At 71.9% G+C, this 14,312-nt stretch carries 11 protein-coding genes; 8 read left to right on the top strand and 3 right to left on the bottom strand.

Annotated elements, in window-relative coordinates; genetic code table 11:
* Nucleotides 1-50 precede the first annotated feature (50 nt).
* The 4 genes from ACIRU3_RS09130 to ACIRU3_RS09145 all read left to right on the top strand — a co-directional run bounded on the left by ACIRU3_RS09130 (nt 51) and on the right by ACIRU3_RS09145 (nt 6,739).
* Nucleotides 51-1,568 carry a 3' terminal RNA ribose 2'-O-methyltransferase Hen1 gene (locus tag ACIRU3_RS09130; RefSeq protein ID WP_404053594.1) on the top strand — a complete coding sequence of 506 codons (1,518 nt, stop codon included), beginning with the start codon at nt 51-53 and terminating at the stop codon, nt 1,566-1,568.
* On the top strand, nt 1,565-4,129 hold the full coding sequence (locus ACIRU3_RS09135) for a polynucleotide kinase-phosphatase (protein ID WP_404053597.1): 2,565 nt from the start codon (nt 1,565-1,567) through the stop codon (nt 4,127-4,129). The genes ACIRU3_RS09130 and ACIRU3_RS09135 overlap by 4 nt, the downstream gene beginning before the upstream one ends.
* Nucleotides 4,130-4,346: 217 nt before the next feature.
* Nucleotides 4,347-6,203: a RiPP maturation radical SAM C-methyltransferase gene (locus tag ACIRU3_RS09140; protein ID WP_404053601.1), complete on the top strand. Its 1,857-nt coding sequence runs from the start codon at nt 4,347-4,349 to the stop codon at nt 6,201-6,203.
* Nucleotides 6,200-6,739 (top strand): DUF5825 family protein, encoded by a 540-nt coding sequence (locus tag ACIRU3_RS09145; protein ID WP_404053604.1) that lies wholly within the window; start codon nt 6,200-6,202, stop codon nt 6,737-6,739. Before ACIRU3_RS09140 ends, ACIRU3_RS09145 begins: the two co-directional genes overlap by 4 nt.
* A gap of 7 nt (nt 6,740-6,746) precedes the next feature.
* Here the strand turns inward: ACIRU3_RS09145 and ACIRU3_RS09150 are convergent, their stop codons facing one another.
* Nucleotides 6,747-7,637: a hypothetical protein gene (locus ACIRU3_RS09150; protein WP_404053607.1), complete on the bottom strand. Its 891-nt coding sequence runs from the start codon at nt 7,635-7,637 to the stop codon at nt 6,747-6,749.
* The gene (locus ACIRU3_RS09155) at nt 7,634-8,722 is read right to left on the bottom strand and encodes an SPFH domain-containing protein (protein ID WP_404053610.1); all 1,089 of its coding nucleotides are present in this window, start codon (nt 8,720-8,722) and stop codon (nt 7,634-7,636) included. Before ACIRU3_RS09155 ends, ACIRU3_RS09150 begins: the two co-directional genes overlap by 4 nt.
* A 131-nt stretch (nt 8,723-8,853) precedes the next feature.
* On the opposite strand from ACIRU3_RS09155, the gene ACIRU3_RS09160 reads away from it, so the two are divergent.
* The 3 genes from ACIRU3_RS09160 to ACIRU3_RS09170 all read left to right on the top strand — a co-directional run bounded on the left by ACIRU3_RS09160 (nt 8,854) and on the right by ACIRU3_RS09170 (nt 12,777).
* Nucleotides 8,854-10,077: an arginine deiminase gene (locus ACIRU3_RS09160; protein WP_404053612.1), complete on the top strand. Its 1,224-nt coding sequence runs from the start codon at nt 8,854-8,856 to the stop codon at nt 10,075-10,077.
* A gap of 77 nt (nt 10,078-10,154) precedes the next feature.
* Nucleotides 10,155-11,183 carry an ornithine carbamoyltransferase gene (argF, locus tag ACIRU3_RS09165; protein WP_404053615.1) on the top strand — a complete coding sequence of 343 codons (1,029 nt, stop codon included), beginning with the start codon at nt 10,155-10,157 and terminating at the stop codon, nt 11,181-11,183.
* A 148-nt stretch (nt 11,184-11,331) separates the two neighbouring features.
* The gene (locus ACIRU3_RS09170) at nt 11,332-12,777 is read left to right on the top strand and encodes an amino acid permease (protein ID WP_404053617.1); all 1,446 of its coding nucleotides are present in this window, start codon (nt 11,332-11,334) and stop codon (nt 12,775-12,777) included.
* Here ACIRU3_RS09170 and ACIRU3_RS09175 read toward each other — a convergent pair.
* Nucleotides 12,737-13,189 carry an ATP-binding protein gene (locus tag ACIRU3_RS09175; RefSeq protein ID WP_404053620.1) on the bottom strand — a complete coding sequence of 151 codons (453 nt, stop codon included), beginning with the start codon at nt 13,187-13,189 and terminating at the stop codon, nt 12,737-12,739. The two genes, ACIRU3_RS09170 and ACIRU3_RS09175, sit on opposite strands and share 41 nt — an antisense overlap.
* 295 nt (nt 13,190-13,484) lie before the next feature.
* On the opposite strand from ACIRU3_RS09175, the gene ACIRU3_RS09180 reads away from it, so the two are divergent.
* Nucleotides 13,485-14,312 carry an enoyl-CoA hydratase family protein gene (locus ACIRU3_RS09180; protein ID WP_404053623.1) on the top strand — a complete coding sequence of 276 codons (828 nt, stop codon included), beginning with the start codon at nt 13,485-13,487 and terminating at the stop codon, nt 14,310-14,312.

Consider the following 14,312-nt stretch of genomic DNA (forward strand, 5'->3'; position numbering starts at 1 on the left):
TGCTCGAAAAGCGGTGGTCACCGGACCCCGCACCCGGGAAACTCGGACGTGTGTTCCTGACGATATCCACGAGCGGCACCGCCGCCCTGCCCGCCACCGACCTCGGTTTCCTGCTGCACAAGCACCCCGGCAAGGCGCAGAGGTTCTCGACCTCCTACGGCACCGCGCACGTCTTCTACCCGGAGGCGGACGACGAGCGCTGCACGGCCGCGCTGTTGCTGGAGGTCGATCCGGTCGCGCTGGTCCGGCGGGGCAAGGGCAAGGGCCGCGGAGGAGCACCCGACGCGGCACTCGCCCAGTATGTGAACGACCGCCCCTACGCGGCCTCCTCACTGCTCGCGGTCGCCCTGAGCGGTGTGTTCTCCAGCGCCCTGCGCGGTGTGTGCAACGCCCGCCCGGAGCGGGCCGCCGCGCCGCTGCCGCTGCGCATCGAGGTACCCGCGCTGCCCGCCCGCGGCGGACCGGAGCTCGTACGACGGCTCTTCGAACCGCTCGGCTGGGCCGTGACCGCCGACCCGGTCGCCCTCGACACCGAGTTCCCCGAGTGGGGCGACTCGCGGTACGTCCGCCTCGTCCTGGAGTCGGAGAAGCTGACCCTCGCCGAGGCGCTGCGCCACCTGTACGTCCTGCTGCCCGTCCTCGACGACGCCAAGCACTACTGGGTCTCCTCCGACGAGGTCGACAAGCTGCTGCGCGCCGGTGAGGGCTGGCTGTCCACGCACCCGGAGCAGAAGCTGATCACCAGCCGCTATCTCTCCCGCCGCTGGTCGCTGACCCGGCAGGCGATGGAGCGGCTGGAGCTGGTGCGCCTGGCCGAGGCCGACGACAGCGAGGTCGAGTCGATCGACAACGCCGTCGAGGAGGAGACGGAGACGGAGAAGAAGCCGACACCGCTCGCCGTGCTGCGCCGGGAGGCGATCCTCGCCGCCCTGCGCGGGTCCGGAGCCGCGCGGGTCCTCGACCTGGGCTGCGGTCAGGGCCAGCTGGTGCAGGAGCTGCTCAAGGACGTGCGGTTCACGCAGGTCGTCGGTGTCGACGTCTCCGTGCGGGCCCTCACCATCGCCGCGCGCCGGCTGAAGCTGGACCGCATGGGGGAGCGGCAGGCGGCCCGCGTGCAGCTCTTCCAGGGCTCGCTCGCCTACACCGACAACCGGCTCAAGGGCTACGACGCGGCCGTGCTCAGCGAGGTGATCGAGCACCTCGACCTGCCCCGGCTGCCTGCCCTGGAGTACGCCGTGTTCGGACACGCACGCCCGCGCACGGTCCTCGTGACCACCCCGAACGTCGAGTACAACGTCCGCTGGGAGACCCTGCCCGCCGGACACGTCCGGCACGGCGACCACCGCTTCGAGTGGACCCGCGAGGAGTTCCGCACCTGGGCGGCGACGGTCGGGGAACGGCACGGCTACGACGTGGAGTTCATCGCGGTGGGGCCGGACGACCCGGAGGTCGGGCCGCCCACCCAGATGGCCGCGTTCACGATGAAGACCCAGAACACCGAGAACACCGCGAACACCGCGAACGCCGAGAACACCCAGAAGACCGAGAAGGAGGCGAAGGCAGCATGACCGAGACACGCACGGGACGGGTACTCCCCGTCACCGACCTCTCCCTCGTCGTCCTCGTCGGCGCCTCGGGCTCCGGCAAGTCCACCTTCGCCCGCCGGCACTTCAAGCCGACCGAGGTGATCTCCTCCGACTTCTGCCGAGGCCTCGTCTCCGACGACGAGAACGACCAGAGCGCCACCCGGGACGCCTTCGACGTCCTGCACTACATCGCCGGCAAGCGGTTGGCCGCCGGCCGCCGCACCGTCGTCGACGCCACCAGCGTGCAGCAGGACAGCCGGCGCCTGCTCATCGAGCTGGCCAGGAAGTACGACGTGCTGCCCATCGCCATCGTGCTGGACGTGCCCGAGGAGGTGTGCGCCGAGCGCAACGCGGCCCGCACCGACCGCGCCGACATGCCCCGCCGGGTCATCCAGCGGCACATCCGCGAACTCCGCCGCTCCCTCAGGCAGCTGGAGCGCGAGGGCTTCCGCAAGGTGCACGTCCTGCGCGGGGTCGAGGAGGCCGAGGGCGCCACCGTCGTCACCGAGAAGCGCTTCAACGACCTGACCCACCTCACCGGCCCCTTCGACATCATCGGCGACATCCACGGCTGCGCCTCCGAACTGGAGTCGCTGCTCGGCCGGTTGGGCTACACCGACGGAGTGCACCCGCAGGGCCGTACGGCCGTCTTCGTGGGCGACCTCGTCGACCGCGGCCCGGACAGCCCGGGCGTGCTGCGCCGCGTGATGTCGATGGTGAAGTCCGGCAACGCCCTGTGCGTGCCCGGCAACCACGAGAACAAGTACGGCCGCTACCTCAAGGGCCGCAAGGTCCAGCACACCCACGGGCTCGCCGAGACCATCGCGCAGATGGAGGGCGAGAGCGAGGAGTTCAGGGCGGAGGTGCGCGGCTTCCTGGAGGGGCTGGTCAGCCATTACGTCCTCGACGGTGGCAAGCTGGTCGTCTGCCACGCCGGTCTGCCCGAGAAGTACCACGGCCGGACCTCAGGCCGGGTGCGTTCGCACGCCCTGTACGGCGACACCACCGGCGAGACCGACGAGTTCGGGCTGCCGGTGCGCTACCCGTGGGCCGAGGACTACCGGGGCCGCGCGGCGGTCGTCTACGGACACACCCCGGTCCCGGAGGCGACCTGGCTCAACAACACCATCTGCCTGGACACCGGCGCCGTCTTCGGCGGCAAGCTGACCGCGCTGCGCTGGCCGGAGCGCGAGCTGGTCGAGGTACCGGCCGAGCGGGTCTGGTACGAGCCGACGAAGCCGCTGCGCAGCGAGGCGCCCGGCGGACAGGACGGACGGCCGCTGGACCTGGCGGACGTGCACGGCCGCAGGGCCGTGGAGACGCGGTACGCGGGCCGGATCGCGGTCCGCGAGGAGAACGCGGCCGCGGCCCTGGAGGTCATGAGCCGTTTCGCGGTCGACCCGCGCCTGCTGCCGTATCTGCCGCCGACCATGGCGCCGACGGCGACCTCGGAGATCGACGGGTACTTGGAGCACCCGGTGGAGGCCTTCGCGCAGTATGCGGCGGACGGGGTCGCGCGGGTCGTGTGCGAGGAGAAGCACATGGGCTCGCGGGCGGTGGTCCTGGTGTGCCGGGACGCGGAGGCGGCACGCGAGCGGTTCGGAGTGGACGGGCCCACCGGGGCGCTGTACACCCGTACCGGGCGGCCGTTCTTCGACGACGAGACGGTGACCGAGGAGATCCTCGGCCGCCTGCGCACGGCCATCGGGGACGCCGGCCTGTGGGAGGAACCGGCCGCGTCCGACAGCGCCTCCGGCGCGGGCGACTGGCTCCTGCTGGACGCCGAGCTGATGCCGTGGTCGCTGAAGGCCTCGGGTCTGCTGCGCAGCCAGTACGCGGCCGTGGGCGCCGCCTCCGGCGCGGTGTTCCCCGGTGCGCTCGCCGCACTGGAGGCCGCCGCGGCCCGCGGCACCGATGTGGGCGAACTGCTGGACCGGCAGCGTGGACGCGCCTCCGACGCGGCCGCGTTCACCACCGCCTACCGCCGCTACTGCTGGACGACCGACGGTCTGGAGGGGGTCCGCCTGGCCCCCTTCCAGATCCTGGCCGCCCGCGGCCGCAGCCTCGCCGCCCTGCCGCACGACGAGCAACTGGCCCTGCTCGACCGGCTGGTGGAGCACGACGGCACCGGACTGCTGCAGACCACCCGGCGCCTGTACGTCGACACCGGTGACCCCGAGTCGGTCCGTGCCGGTGTCGACTGGTGGCTGGAGATGACCGGCCGGGGCGGCGAGGGCATGGTCGTCAAGCCGATGGGCGCGGTGGTCCGCAGCCCGGAGGGCCGGCTGGTGCAGCCCGGCATCAAGTGCCGCGGCCGCGAGTACCTGCGGATCATCTACGGTCCCGAGTACACCCGGCCGGACAACCTCGCCAAGCTGCGCCGGCGGTTCCTGAACCACAAGCGGTCGCTGGCGATCCGCGAGTACGCCCTGGGCCTGGAGGCCCTGGACCGGCTCGCGGACGGGGAGCCGCTGTGGCGGGTGCACGAGGCGGTGTTCGGGGTGCTGGCCCTGGAGTCGGAGCCGGTCGACCCCCGGCTGTGAGCCGCCCCACTCGGCCCTTGTGCCGCACGAACCCCTGTCCATATGGTGGACAGCTGTGCGGCGCAAGGGTGTTCGCACGCGCGGAGGGGGTGGGGGAGATGGAGACCGAGAAACCGGAGGGGGCGGCGGACATGGAGATCAGGAAGATCGTGGTCCGCGAGGACGGGAACACCAGCCGCCGGCCGGCGATCCTGGAGAAACGGCCGACCCGCTGAGCATGCGCGTTCACCTGGTCACGATGCCCTGGCATCCGCTCGACCTCCCGTCACTGCAACTGGGCCTGCTGAACCGGCTGGTGCGGCAGGCCCGTCCCGGTGCCGAGGTGAGGGAGTTCCACGGCTCGCTGCGCTGGGCGGAGTTCCTGCTGGAGCGCTCCGGGGGCCGGCTGCGGCCCGGGGACTGTGTGGCGGTCGGCAGCGACGCGATCTTCCACGGCCTCGGCGACTGGGTCTTCTCCGGCGTCCTGTACGACGACCCCGGCTGGGGCCTGGCCCGGCTGCGGGACTACGCGGCCGCCCGGGACGTCTTCATCGACACCGCCGTCGCCATGCGCCCGTACGCCGCCGAGTTCGTCGCCGCCTGCGCGACGGAGATACTGGCGGACGAGCCGGACGTCGTCGGGTTCACCACCACGTTCATGCAGAACGTGCCTTCTCTCGCGCTGGCCCGCGAACTCAAGCGCCGAAGACCCGGGCTGACCGTGGTCTTCGGGGGCAGCAACTGCGACGGCCCGATGGGCCACGCCCTGCACCGCAACCACCCCTTCGTGGACCATGTGGTGCGCGGTGAGGCCGAGTACGCCTTCCCGGCCCTGTTACGGCACCTGGACGAGGGCACCCCGCCCGTCGACGTGCCCGGCCTGTGCTGGTGGGACGGCCACATGTCGCGGGCCAACACCGAGACCCGGCGGACCGTGGCGCCCGCCGACATCCCCTCGCCCGACTACGACCAGTGGCAGGCCGCCCTGGACGCCTCACCCGTGCAGGAGTACATCCACCCGAAGCTGGTGGTCGAGGGCGCCCGCGGCTGCTGGTGGGGCGAGAAGCACCACTGCACCTTCTGCGGGCTCAACGGCTCCGCCATGACCTTCCGCGCCAAGCCGGGGGAGCGGCTGTGGGAGGAGATCGACCGGCTGGTCCGGCGCCATCGCATCCTGGACGTGGTCACCGTCGACAACATCATCGACATGGCCTACTTCCGCGACTTCCTGCCCCGGGTCGCCGAGAGCGGCTGGGACCTGCGGCTGCACTACGAGGTCAAGTCCAACCTGACCCCCGGCCAGCTCCGGCTGCTCGGCGAATCCGGCACGGTGCACATCCAGCCCGGCATCGAGAGCCTGGGCAGCCGGGTCCTCGGCCTCATGGACAAGGGCGTCACCGGCGCCCGTAACGTGCGCACCCTGCGCGAGTGCGAGAACCACGCGCTGACCTGCTCGTGGAACCTCCTCTACGGCTTTCCCGGCGAGCGGGCGGACGACTACACGTCCGTCATCGACCAGCTCCCCGCCCTCGTCCACCTGCAGCCGCCGAGCGGCGCACACCGCATCCAGCTGGAGCGCTTCAGCCCGCACTTCACCGATCCCGCCCTCGGCTTCGGCAAGCGCCGCCCGGCCGAGATGTACCAGCACGTGTACGACCTGCCCGAGGACGAACTCGCCGACCTGGTCTATCTGTTCGACACCGAGGGCGCGGGCATCGCGGGCCTTGTCGAACAGCGGCTCCAGGACGCCGTCGCCGAGTGGCGCACGGGTCACGCGCACTCCCGGCTGCTGTTCGAGGCGGACGGCGAGGACCTGCTGGTGCACGACAGGCGGCACGGCCGGCCGGCCGTCACCCACCGCTTCACCGGCTGGCAGGCAGAAGCCCTGCTCCGGCTGGAGGACGGGCGCACGGTACCCGCCCTGCACCGGCTGCTGGCGGAGGGCGGCCACGAGGTGACGGCCGACGCCCTCGGCCACTGGGTCCGGCACGCCCATTCCCTGGGCCTGTTGTTCCGGGACGGCAGCACCTGTGTCTCGCTCCCCACCTGGGGCGAGCCGGTCCGGCTGTCCGAGCGTGCGGGGGTGGCCGGATGAGCGGGCTGCCCGCCGCGGTGCCCCACCGGCTCACCGGCCGCCGGGCCGAGGTGACCGAGCCGCTGGACCTCGGCGGGCAGGGGCGGGACACGGCGGAGGCCGTGCGCTTCCTGCGCGAGTGCCAGAGCCTCGGTCTCGAGGTGGGCTGGCGGGCGGCGGGGCGGCCGTCGTACGACATCAGCGTGTTGCGGCACCTGCCGCCTCCCTCCGAACTGCCGGGCTGTCGGAGGGAGTTGTCGGCCTGGCGGGCCGGGTACGCCTACGGGACCCTCTACCACCGGCGCGGTCCCGGCTTCGTGACCGTCATGGACCGCAGGGAACCCGGCACGGCGGCCCGGCTCACCCTGGACCACCCCGGTCTCCTGGCCGCCTTCGAGCTGCTCGTGGACCCCACGCCGCTCGAAGCCCTGGACCCCATCGGGCGCCGGGCCGCCGCTGTGCTGGCCGCCGAGCGGCTGGCCCTGGTCAGCGGCGGCTGGGCGGTGGCCCTGCCCCCGCGCATCCGGCGCTGGCCGGTCCCCTGCACCGCGATCTGAGCGGGGTTCAGCCCGCCAGCCGGAGCCGCTGCCCGCACACCCCGACCCGGACCGTCTGCCCCCAGGTGAGCTGGAGCGCGTCGCTCTCGATGCCGTCACCGAAGGCGATGAGCCGGTCGGACTCCACGGTGACCCGGAGGGACGCCGAGATCGCGAGTTCGCCCGCCACCAGGGTCGTGCCCGTGGCCGGTGACGGCCAGGCCTCCCGGACGAACCAGACCAGGCGGTCCTCGGTGGGGGAGGGCAGCGGCAGCCGGCTGCCCCGCTCCTGCCACACCGAGCGCAGCCAGCCGGTCGCACCGGTGCCGGTCCCGACCAGCACCCCGGAGGAGGCCTGGGCCTCGACGGCACCCCCGTCGTCGTCGAGGCCCAGGCGGTAGCGGGCGGTCTGGTGGCCCGGTGCGCCGAGGTAGATCTCGTTGAGCGCCACCAGCCGCTGGGTGTCGTCGGCGACGGCCTCCACCATGGTGAGTTCGTCCACCGTGCCGCCCGCAGCCGCAAGGAGCTTCGCCGCGTCCCGCGGGCGGTGCCGCACCAGCACACCCGGGTTGCGGCCGGGGTCGGTGTCGATGCCGATCACCGGCTGGCCCGTCAGGTACTTGGCGGCGTTCGCCACCAGCCCGTCCTGTCCGACCACCACGACCACGTCCTCCGGCGCGAACAGGAAGCGGTCCAGGTCGGCCCGCTCCACCTGGGCCTGACGCCAGGCCGGCGGCACGGCGGAGGTCACCTCGGCCAGGGCGGTGCGGGCCCGGCGGTGGCGTTCGGCGACCTCCTCGATGTCCCGGCCCCGGGAGGCGAGGAAGTAGGCGGCCTGGCCGTGCGTGCCGTGCCGGGCCACCAACTCGTCGTATTCCGAGGTGCGATGGACCAGAACGGCGCGCGGCGCGAGGCTCACGGCGCCGCCTCGCCCGGGCCGCCGCCCAGCTTCGCGAGCAGCCCGGTGAGCACGTCGGGCGAGACGGTGACGCTGTCGATGCGGGGCAGGTTCTCGGCCAGCCGGGTCGCGGTGAGCGCCTGGAGTGTCGTCGTCCCGTCGACGCCGGCCTCCGCGTGCACCCGCAGCCAGGCCGCCTGGGCCTGTGCCCGGGCCTCCCCGACCTCGCGGGCGCCCTCGGCCTCCGCGCGGGCCGCCCGCTCCGCCCGTGTGGCCTCGGCCTCGGCGAGCCGCAGGATCCGCGCCGCTTCCGCCTCGGTGAGCTTCACCGACCGTGCCGCCTCCGCCTGGGCGCGTACCGCGTCCGCGGCCGCCTGCTCCTCGGCCTCGCGGCGCGCGTTGGTGCCGCGCTGCTCGACCAACTGCTCCTCGCGGCGGGCGAGTTCGATCCGGCTGGCCAGTTCGTTCTCGGCGATGGTCCGCTCCCGCTCGACCGCCACGGCCCGCCGCTCGTAGGTGGCCCGGTCGGCCTCCTGCTGGATCTGCTCCCGGGCCGGGGTGCGCAGCGCCCGCTCCACTTCCGGCTCCGGCCGCAGTGCCATCACGCGTACGGCCACCACCTCGATGCCGGTGGCCGGCAGCCGTGGCTCGGTGCCCAGGCCGGCCGCGACCCGCTCGCGCACCGCGGTCACCCCGTCGACCAGCGCCGACGAGAGCGGCGTACGGGCGAGGACGTCCAGGGCGTGCTGCTGGGCCGTCTCGGTGAGCAGGGTGCCCAGCTGCTCCAGCGGGGTGCCGCGCCAGGCGCCCGTGTCCGGGTCGATCGAGAAGTCCAGGCGGGCGGCGGCCACGGCCGGGTCGGCGATCCGGTAGGTGACCGTCGCCTGTACCGCCACGTCCTGGAAGTCGGAGGTGCGGGCGTGGAAGGTCATCGCCAGCTCCCGGTCGTCCGCCGGCACCTCCGACAGGGCGGCGGTCAGCGGGCGGAACCAGAAGCTGAGGCCGGGACCGTCGTGGACCAGCGTGCCGGAGCGGTGGTGCCGGATGTGCGCCGTCGGCGCGCCGCGCAGATGGCGCCAGCCCAGGCGCCGGGTGATGTCGGCCATGGAAACCCCTCGCTTTTCGTCAACGCGACGATAATCGGTGACTCCGTTTTTCGTCAATAGGACGAAAACAGGAAGGGGCAGAAACAGCCAAGAAGAGCGTGAAGGCGGGCAACGATGGCCAGGATGGAGGCATGGCATACCACGTCAACTCCGAGGCCGGGCGGCTGCGCCGGGTGATCCTGCACCGGCCCGACCTCGAGCTCAAAAGGCTCACCCCCAGCAACAAGGACGCCCTGCTCTTCGACGACGTGCTGTGGGTGCGCCGGGCCCGCGCCGAGCACGACGGGTTCGCCGACGTCCTGCGCGACCGCGGGGTGGACGTCCACCTCTTCGGCGACCTGCTCGCGGAGGTGCTGGAGCTGCCGGCCGCGCGGGCGCTCGTCCTGGACCGGGTCTTCGACGAGAAGGAGTACGGTCCGCTGGCCACCGACCACCTCCGGGGCGCCTTCGAGGCCCTGCCCGCGCGCGAACTGACCGAGGCCCTGGTCGGCGGGATGACCAAGCGGGAGTTCCTGGAGGCGCACGAGGAGCCGACCTCCGTGCGGTTCCACGTCATGGACCTCGACGACTTTCTGCTGAGACCCCTGCCCAATCACCTCTTCACCCGCGACACCTCGGCGTGGATCTACGACGGCGTCTCCATCAATGCCATGCGCTGGCCGGCGCGGCAGCGCGAGACCGTGCACTTCGAGGCGATCTACCGGCACCACCCGCTCTTCCGTGCCGAGCCGTTCCACATCTGGTCCGAGGGGCAGGCCGACTATCCGTCGACCATCGAGGGCGGCGATGTCCTGGTCATCGGAAACGGTGCCGTCCTCATCGGCATGAGCGAGCGCACCACCCCGCAGGCCGTCGAAATGCTCGCCCACAAGCTGTTCGCCGCCGGGTCCGCGCAGACGATCGTCGCGCTGGACATGCCGAAGAAGCGCGCCCTGATGCATCTCGACACCGTGATGACCATGGTCGACGGTGATGTGTTCACCCAGTACGCGGGCCTCGGCATGCTCCGCTCGTACACCATCGAGCCGGGCGCCGTCGACAAGGAGCTCAAGGTCACCGACCATCCGCCGGAGCACATGCACCGCGCGATCGCCGCCGCCCTCGGGCTCAGCGAGATCCGCGTCCTGACCGCCACCCAGGACGTCCATGCGGCCGAGCGCGAGCAGTGGGACGACGGCTGCAACGTGCTCGCCGTCGAACCCGGTGTCGTGGTCGCCTATGAGCGCAACTCCACCACCAACACGCATCTGCGCAAGCAGGGCATCGAGGTGATCGAGATCCCGGGCAGCGAGCTGGGTCGGGGCAGGGGAGGCCCGCGCTGTATGAGCTGTCCCGTCGAGCGTGAGGCGGTGTGACCGAACGGACTGTATAGAAATGTTAACCGTCGTATAGAATTCCAAGGCCCGTTCACCCGTACCCCTGGAGCGCCCCCATGGCGACAGTCCCGACCGCCCTCGCCGGCCGCCACTTCCTCAAGGAGCTGGACTTCACGCAGGAGGAGTTCCGCGGCCTGGTCGAGCTGGCCGCCGAGCTGAAGGCCGCCAAGCAGGCCGGGACCGAGACGCAGCATCTGCGCGGCAAGAACATCGCGCTGATCTTCGAGAAGACCTCGACGCGCACCCGCTGCGCGTTCGAGGTCGCCGCCGCCGACCAGGGCGCCCACACCACCTACCTCGACCCGTCCGGCTCGCAGATCGGGCACAAGGAGTCCGTCAAGGACACCGCCCGGGTCCTCGGCCGGATGTTCGACGGCATCGAGTACCGCGGGCACGGCCAGGGTGTGATCGAGGAGCTGGCCACCTACGCCGGGGTCCCCGTCTACAACGGCCTCACCGACGAATGGCACCCCACCCAGATGCTCGCCGACGTGCTCACCATGACCGAGCACACCGACAAGCCCCTGGCCGAGATCGCCTTCGCCTACCTCGGCGACGCCCGTTACAACATGGGCAACTCCTACCTGGTCACCGGCGCCCTGCTCGGCATGGACGTCCGGATCGTCGCACCCCGGCTGCTGTGGCCGGACGAGACGATCGTCGAGGTGGCCCGCCAGCTCGCCACCGCTTCCGGCGCCCGGATCACCCTCACCGACGACGTGAAGGACGGCGTGCGCGGCGTCGACTTCATCGCCACCGACGTCTGGGTGTCGATGGGCGAGCCCAAGGAGGTCTGGGACGAGCGCATCGCGCTGCTCGGCCCGTACGCCGTGACCATGGACGTGCTGCGCGCCACCGGCAACGACCAGGTGAAGTTCCTGCACTGCCTGCCGGCCTTCCACGACCTCGGCACCGCCGTCGGACTCGAGATCCACGAGCGGCACGGGCTCACCGAGCTGGAGGTCACCGACGAGGTGTTCGAGTCCGAGCACTCCGTCGTCTTCGACGAGGCGGAGAACCGGATGCACACGATCAAGGCGGTCCTCGTGGCCACCCTGGCCGGCGCGTCCCGCGGCGTTTCCTGACCCACGTCACCAGGCCTTATCCTGACCGGCGGCCCGGCTCCACCCCAGCCGTGGCCGCCGCCGCGACCTCCCCCGGCTCTCGACTCCGCTCGCGCCGGGGGGACACCCATGACGGTCGCCCGCACCACGAGAAACGAGCACCACCCGCATGCCCGCTCCCCGCATCAAGTCCCCGCACCTGCTCGTCGCCGAATCGGGCGCCGACCGCGAGGGTCACGGCCTCAAGCGCACGATGGGCCTCTTCCAGCTCATCTGCTTCGGCATCGGCGCCATCGTCGGCACCGGCATCTTCGTCGGCCTGTCCGACTCCGTCGCCCAGGCCGGCCCCGCCGTGGTCGTCTCGTTCATCCTCGCCGCGATCACCTGCGTCTTCACCGCCCTCTCCTTCGCCGAGCTGGGCGGCGCGATCCCGGTCTCCGGCTCCTCCTACTCCTTCGCCTACGCGGGCCTCGGCGAGTCCACCGCCTTCCTGGTCGGCTGGTGCCTGCTGCTGGAGTACGGCATCTCCATCTCGGCGGTCGCCGTCGGCTGGAGCCAGTACGTCAACGAACTCCTGCACAGCCTCACCGGCCGGCAGCTCCCGGCCGCGCTGTCCGCCGGCCCGGGCGACGGCGGGATCGTGAACCTCCCCGCCGTGATCGTCATCGCCATGGCCTCCGTACTGCTGGTGCGCGGGGTGCGGGAGAGCGCCCGCGCCACCGCCGCCATGGCCGCCGTGAAGCTGGCCGTCCTGCTCGCGTTCTGCGTCATCGGCTACAGCGCGTTCAAGGACGGCAACCTCACCCCGTTCTCCCCGGCCGGCCTCGGCGGCATCGGCGCGGGCACCACCGCCGCGTTCTTCTCCTACATCGGCTTCGACGCGATCACCACCGCCGGCGAGGAGGCCAAGAACCCGCGCCGGGACATCCCGATCGCGATCCTCGTCTGCATGGGTCTGGTCACCCTGCTGTACTGCGCGGTCGCGCTCGCCGCGATCGGCGCCATCGGCGGCGACCAGGTCGCCGGCCGGCCCGCCGCGCTGTCATACGTCGTCAACCAGGTCACCGGCTCCACCGTCGGCGGCGGGGTCGTCGCCTTCGGCGCGGTCGTCGCCATCGCCTCCGTGGTGCTCGCCGTGATGTACGGCCAGACCCGCATCCTGATGTCGATGTCCCGGGACGGCCTCATCCCGCGCGTCTTCGAGAAGGTGTCACCGAAGACCTCCACCCCGGTCGCCGGCACGCTCATCGTCGCGGTCGTCTTCGCGGTTCCGGCGGCCTTCGCCTCCCTGGACGCCGTGATGAACCTGTGCACCATCGGCACGCTCGCCATCATGGCCGTCGTCAACATCACCGTGATCGCCCTGCGCCGCCGCGAGCCGGGCCTCGCCCGCAGCTTCCGGGTGCCGCTCTACCCGGTCGGCCCGCTGCTCGGCGTCGCCTTCTGCCTGTACCTGATGTACGAGACCGGCTGGCAGACCTGGATCCAGTTCGCGGTGTTCCTCGCCGTGGGAATGCTCGTCTACGTCGCCTACGGGCGCCGGCACTCCACGCTGGCCCAGCCGGCCCCCGAGGTCACGTCGGACGCCGCTGACCCGGAATTGCAGGCAGTCTGAACCACACCGCCTTGCCCGACGCGGTCGGGCGGTGACCGCAGGACGAACTGAGGGCGCGGATCAACAGCAGACCGCGCCCTCCCTCCTGCCAGGGGTCGGGCTCCTCGATCACGGGACGTGTGAGATGTCCGGGCGGTGCCGGGTCCGGGTCGTGCACCTCGACCTGGCAGCCGGTCGGCAGCAGCTCCACCACCAGCTCTATCGGGCCGATCCCGGCCGTGTGCTCCACCGCGTTGGCCACCAGTTCCGCCGTCAGCAGCTCGGCCGTGTGGCAGTCGGCAGGGTGCTCCACCTCGGCGAGGGCCGTCCGGACCAGGGCACGCGCCACGGGCACCGCCGCGGCGGTGTGCGGCAGCGCGATACGCCAGGAGGCCGGTTCGGTGGGGCTTTCTTGCAAGGCGAGTCCGTTCATGGAGCAGGCTGTCCTGCTTTCGACTGTAGAAATGGTACGGGCCCGGCCACAGAGACCGTCGTCGGGCGCCGCGCGGGACCTTCGCCCCGGTACCGGGCGGCTTACCCGGCCGAACGCCCCGCCTCGCACGGCCGTGCCCACTGTTACGACGCTGTGGACGACCGGTGACGCGCGTGACGGGACTCGGCCATCCCGGTCCGATCTTGTCGCGTACTCATGACGACGGTCACAAATACGTGTTAGCTTTTTCGGATAGTGCAACGTGAGGCACCGCCCCCCTAGGAGGCCGCACGTCATGAGTCCTTTCACCGGCTCCGCCGCCCGCACCTCCGACTGGGAGCACCTGCGGGTCCGGCTCGCCGACGGGGTCGCCACCGTCACCCTCGCCCGCCCCGACAAACTCAACGCCCTCACCTTCGGTGCCTACGCCGACCTGCGTGATCTGCTCGCCGAGCTGTCCCGGGAGCGGTCGGTCCGCGCTCTGGTGCTGGCCGGCGAGGGGCGCGGCTTCTGCTCCGGCGGCGACGTGGACGAGATCATCGGCGCCACCCTGTCCATGGACACCGCCCAGCTGCTCGACTTCAACCGGATGACCGGGCAGGTGGTGCGGGCGGTCCGGGAGTGCCCGTTCCCGGTGATCGCCGCCGTGCACGGGGTGGCGGCGGGCGCCGGTGCCGTACTGGCTCTCGCGGCCGACTTCCGGGTCGCGGACCCCTCGGCCCGGTTCGCCTTCCTCTTCACCCGGGTCGGCCTGTCCGGCGGCGACATGGGCGCGGCGTACCTGCTGCCCCGGGTCGTCGGGCTGGGCCATGCCACCAGGCTGCTGATGCTCGGCGAGCCCGTACGTGCCCCCGAGGCCGAGCGCATCGGACTGATCAGCGAGCTGGCGGAGGAGGGCCGCGCGGACGAGACGGCGCTCGAGCTGGCCCGCCGTCTGGCCGACGGCCCGGCCCTGGCGTACGCCCAGACGAAGGCGCTGCTCACGGCGGAGCTGGACATGCCCTTGGCGGCCTCGATCGAACTGGACGCCTCCACCCAGGCGCTCCTGATGAACGGCGAGGACTACGCCGAGTTCCATGCGGCGTTCACGGAGAAGCGCCCGCCGAAGTGGCAGGGACGATGA

Origin of the sequence: Streptomyces sp. NPDC101151 (assembly GCF_044768335.1) — a bacterium.
Lineage (GTDB): Bacteria > Actinomycetota > Actinomycetes > Streptomycetales > Streptomycetaceae > Streptomyces.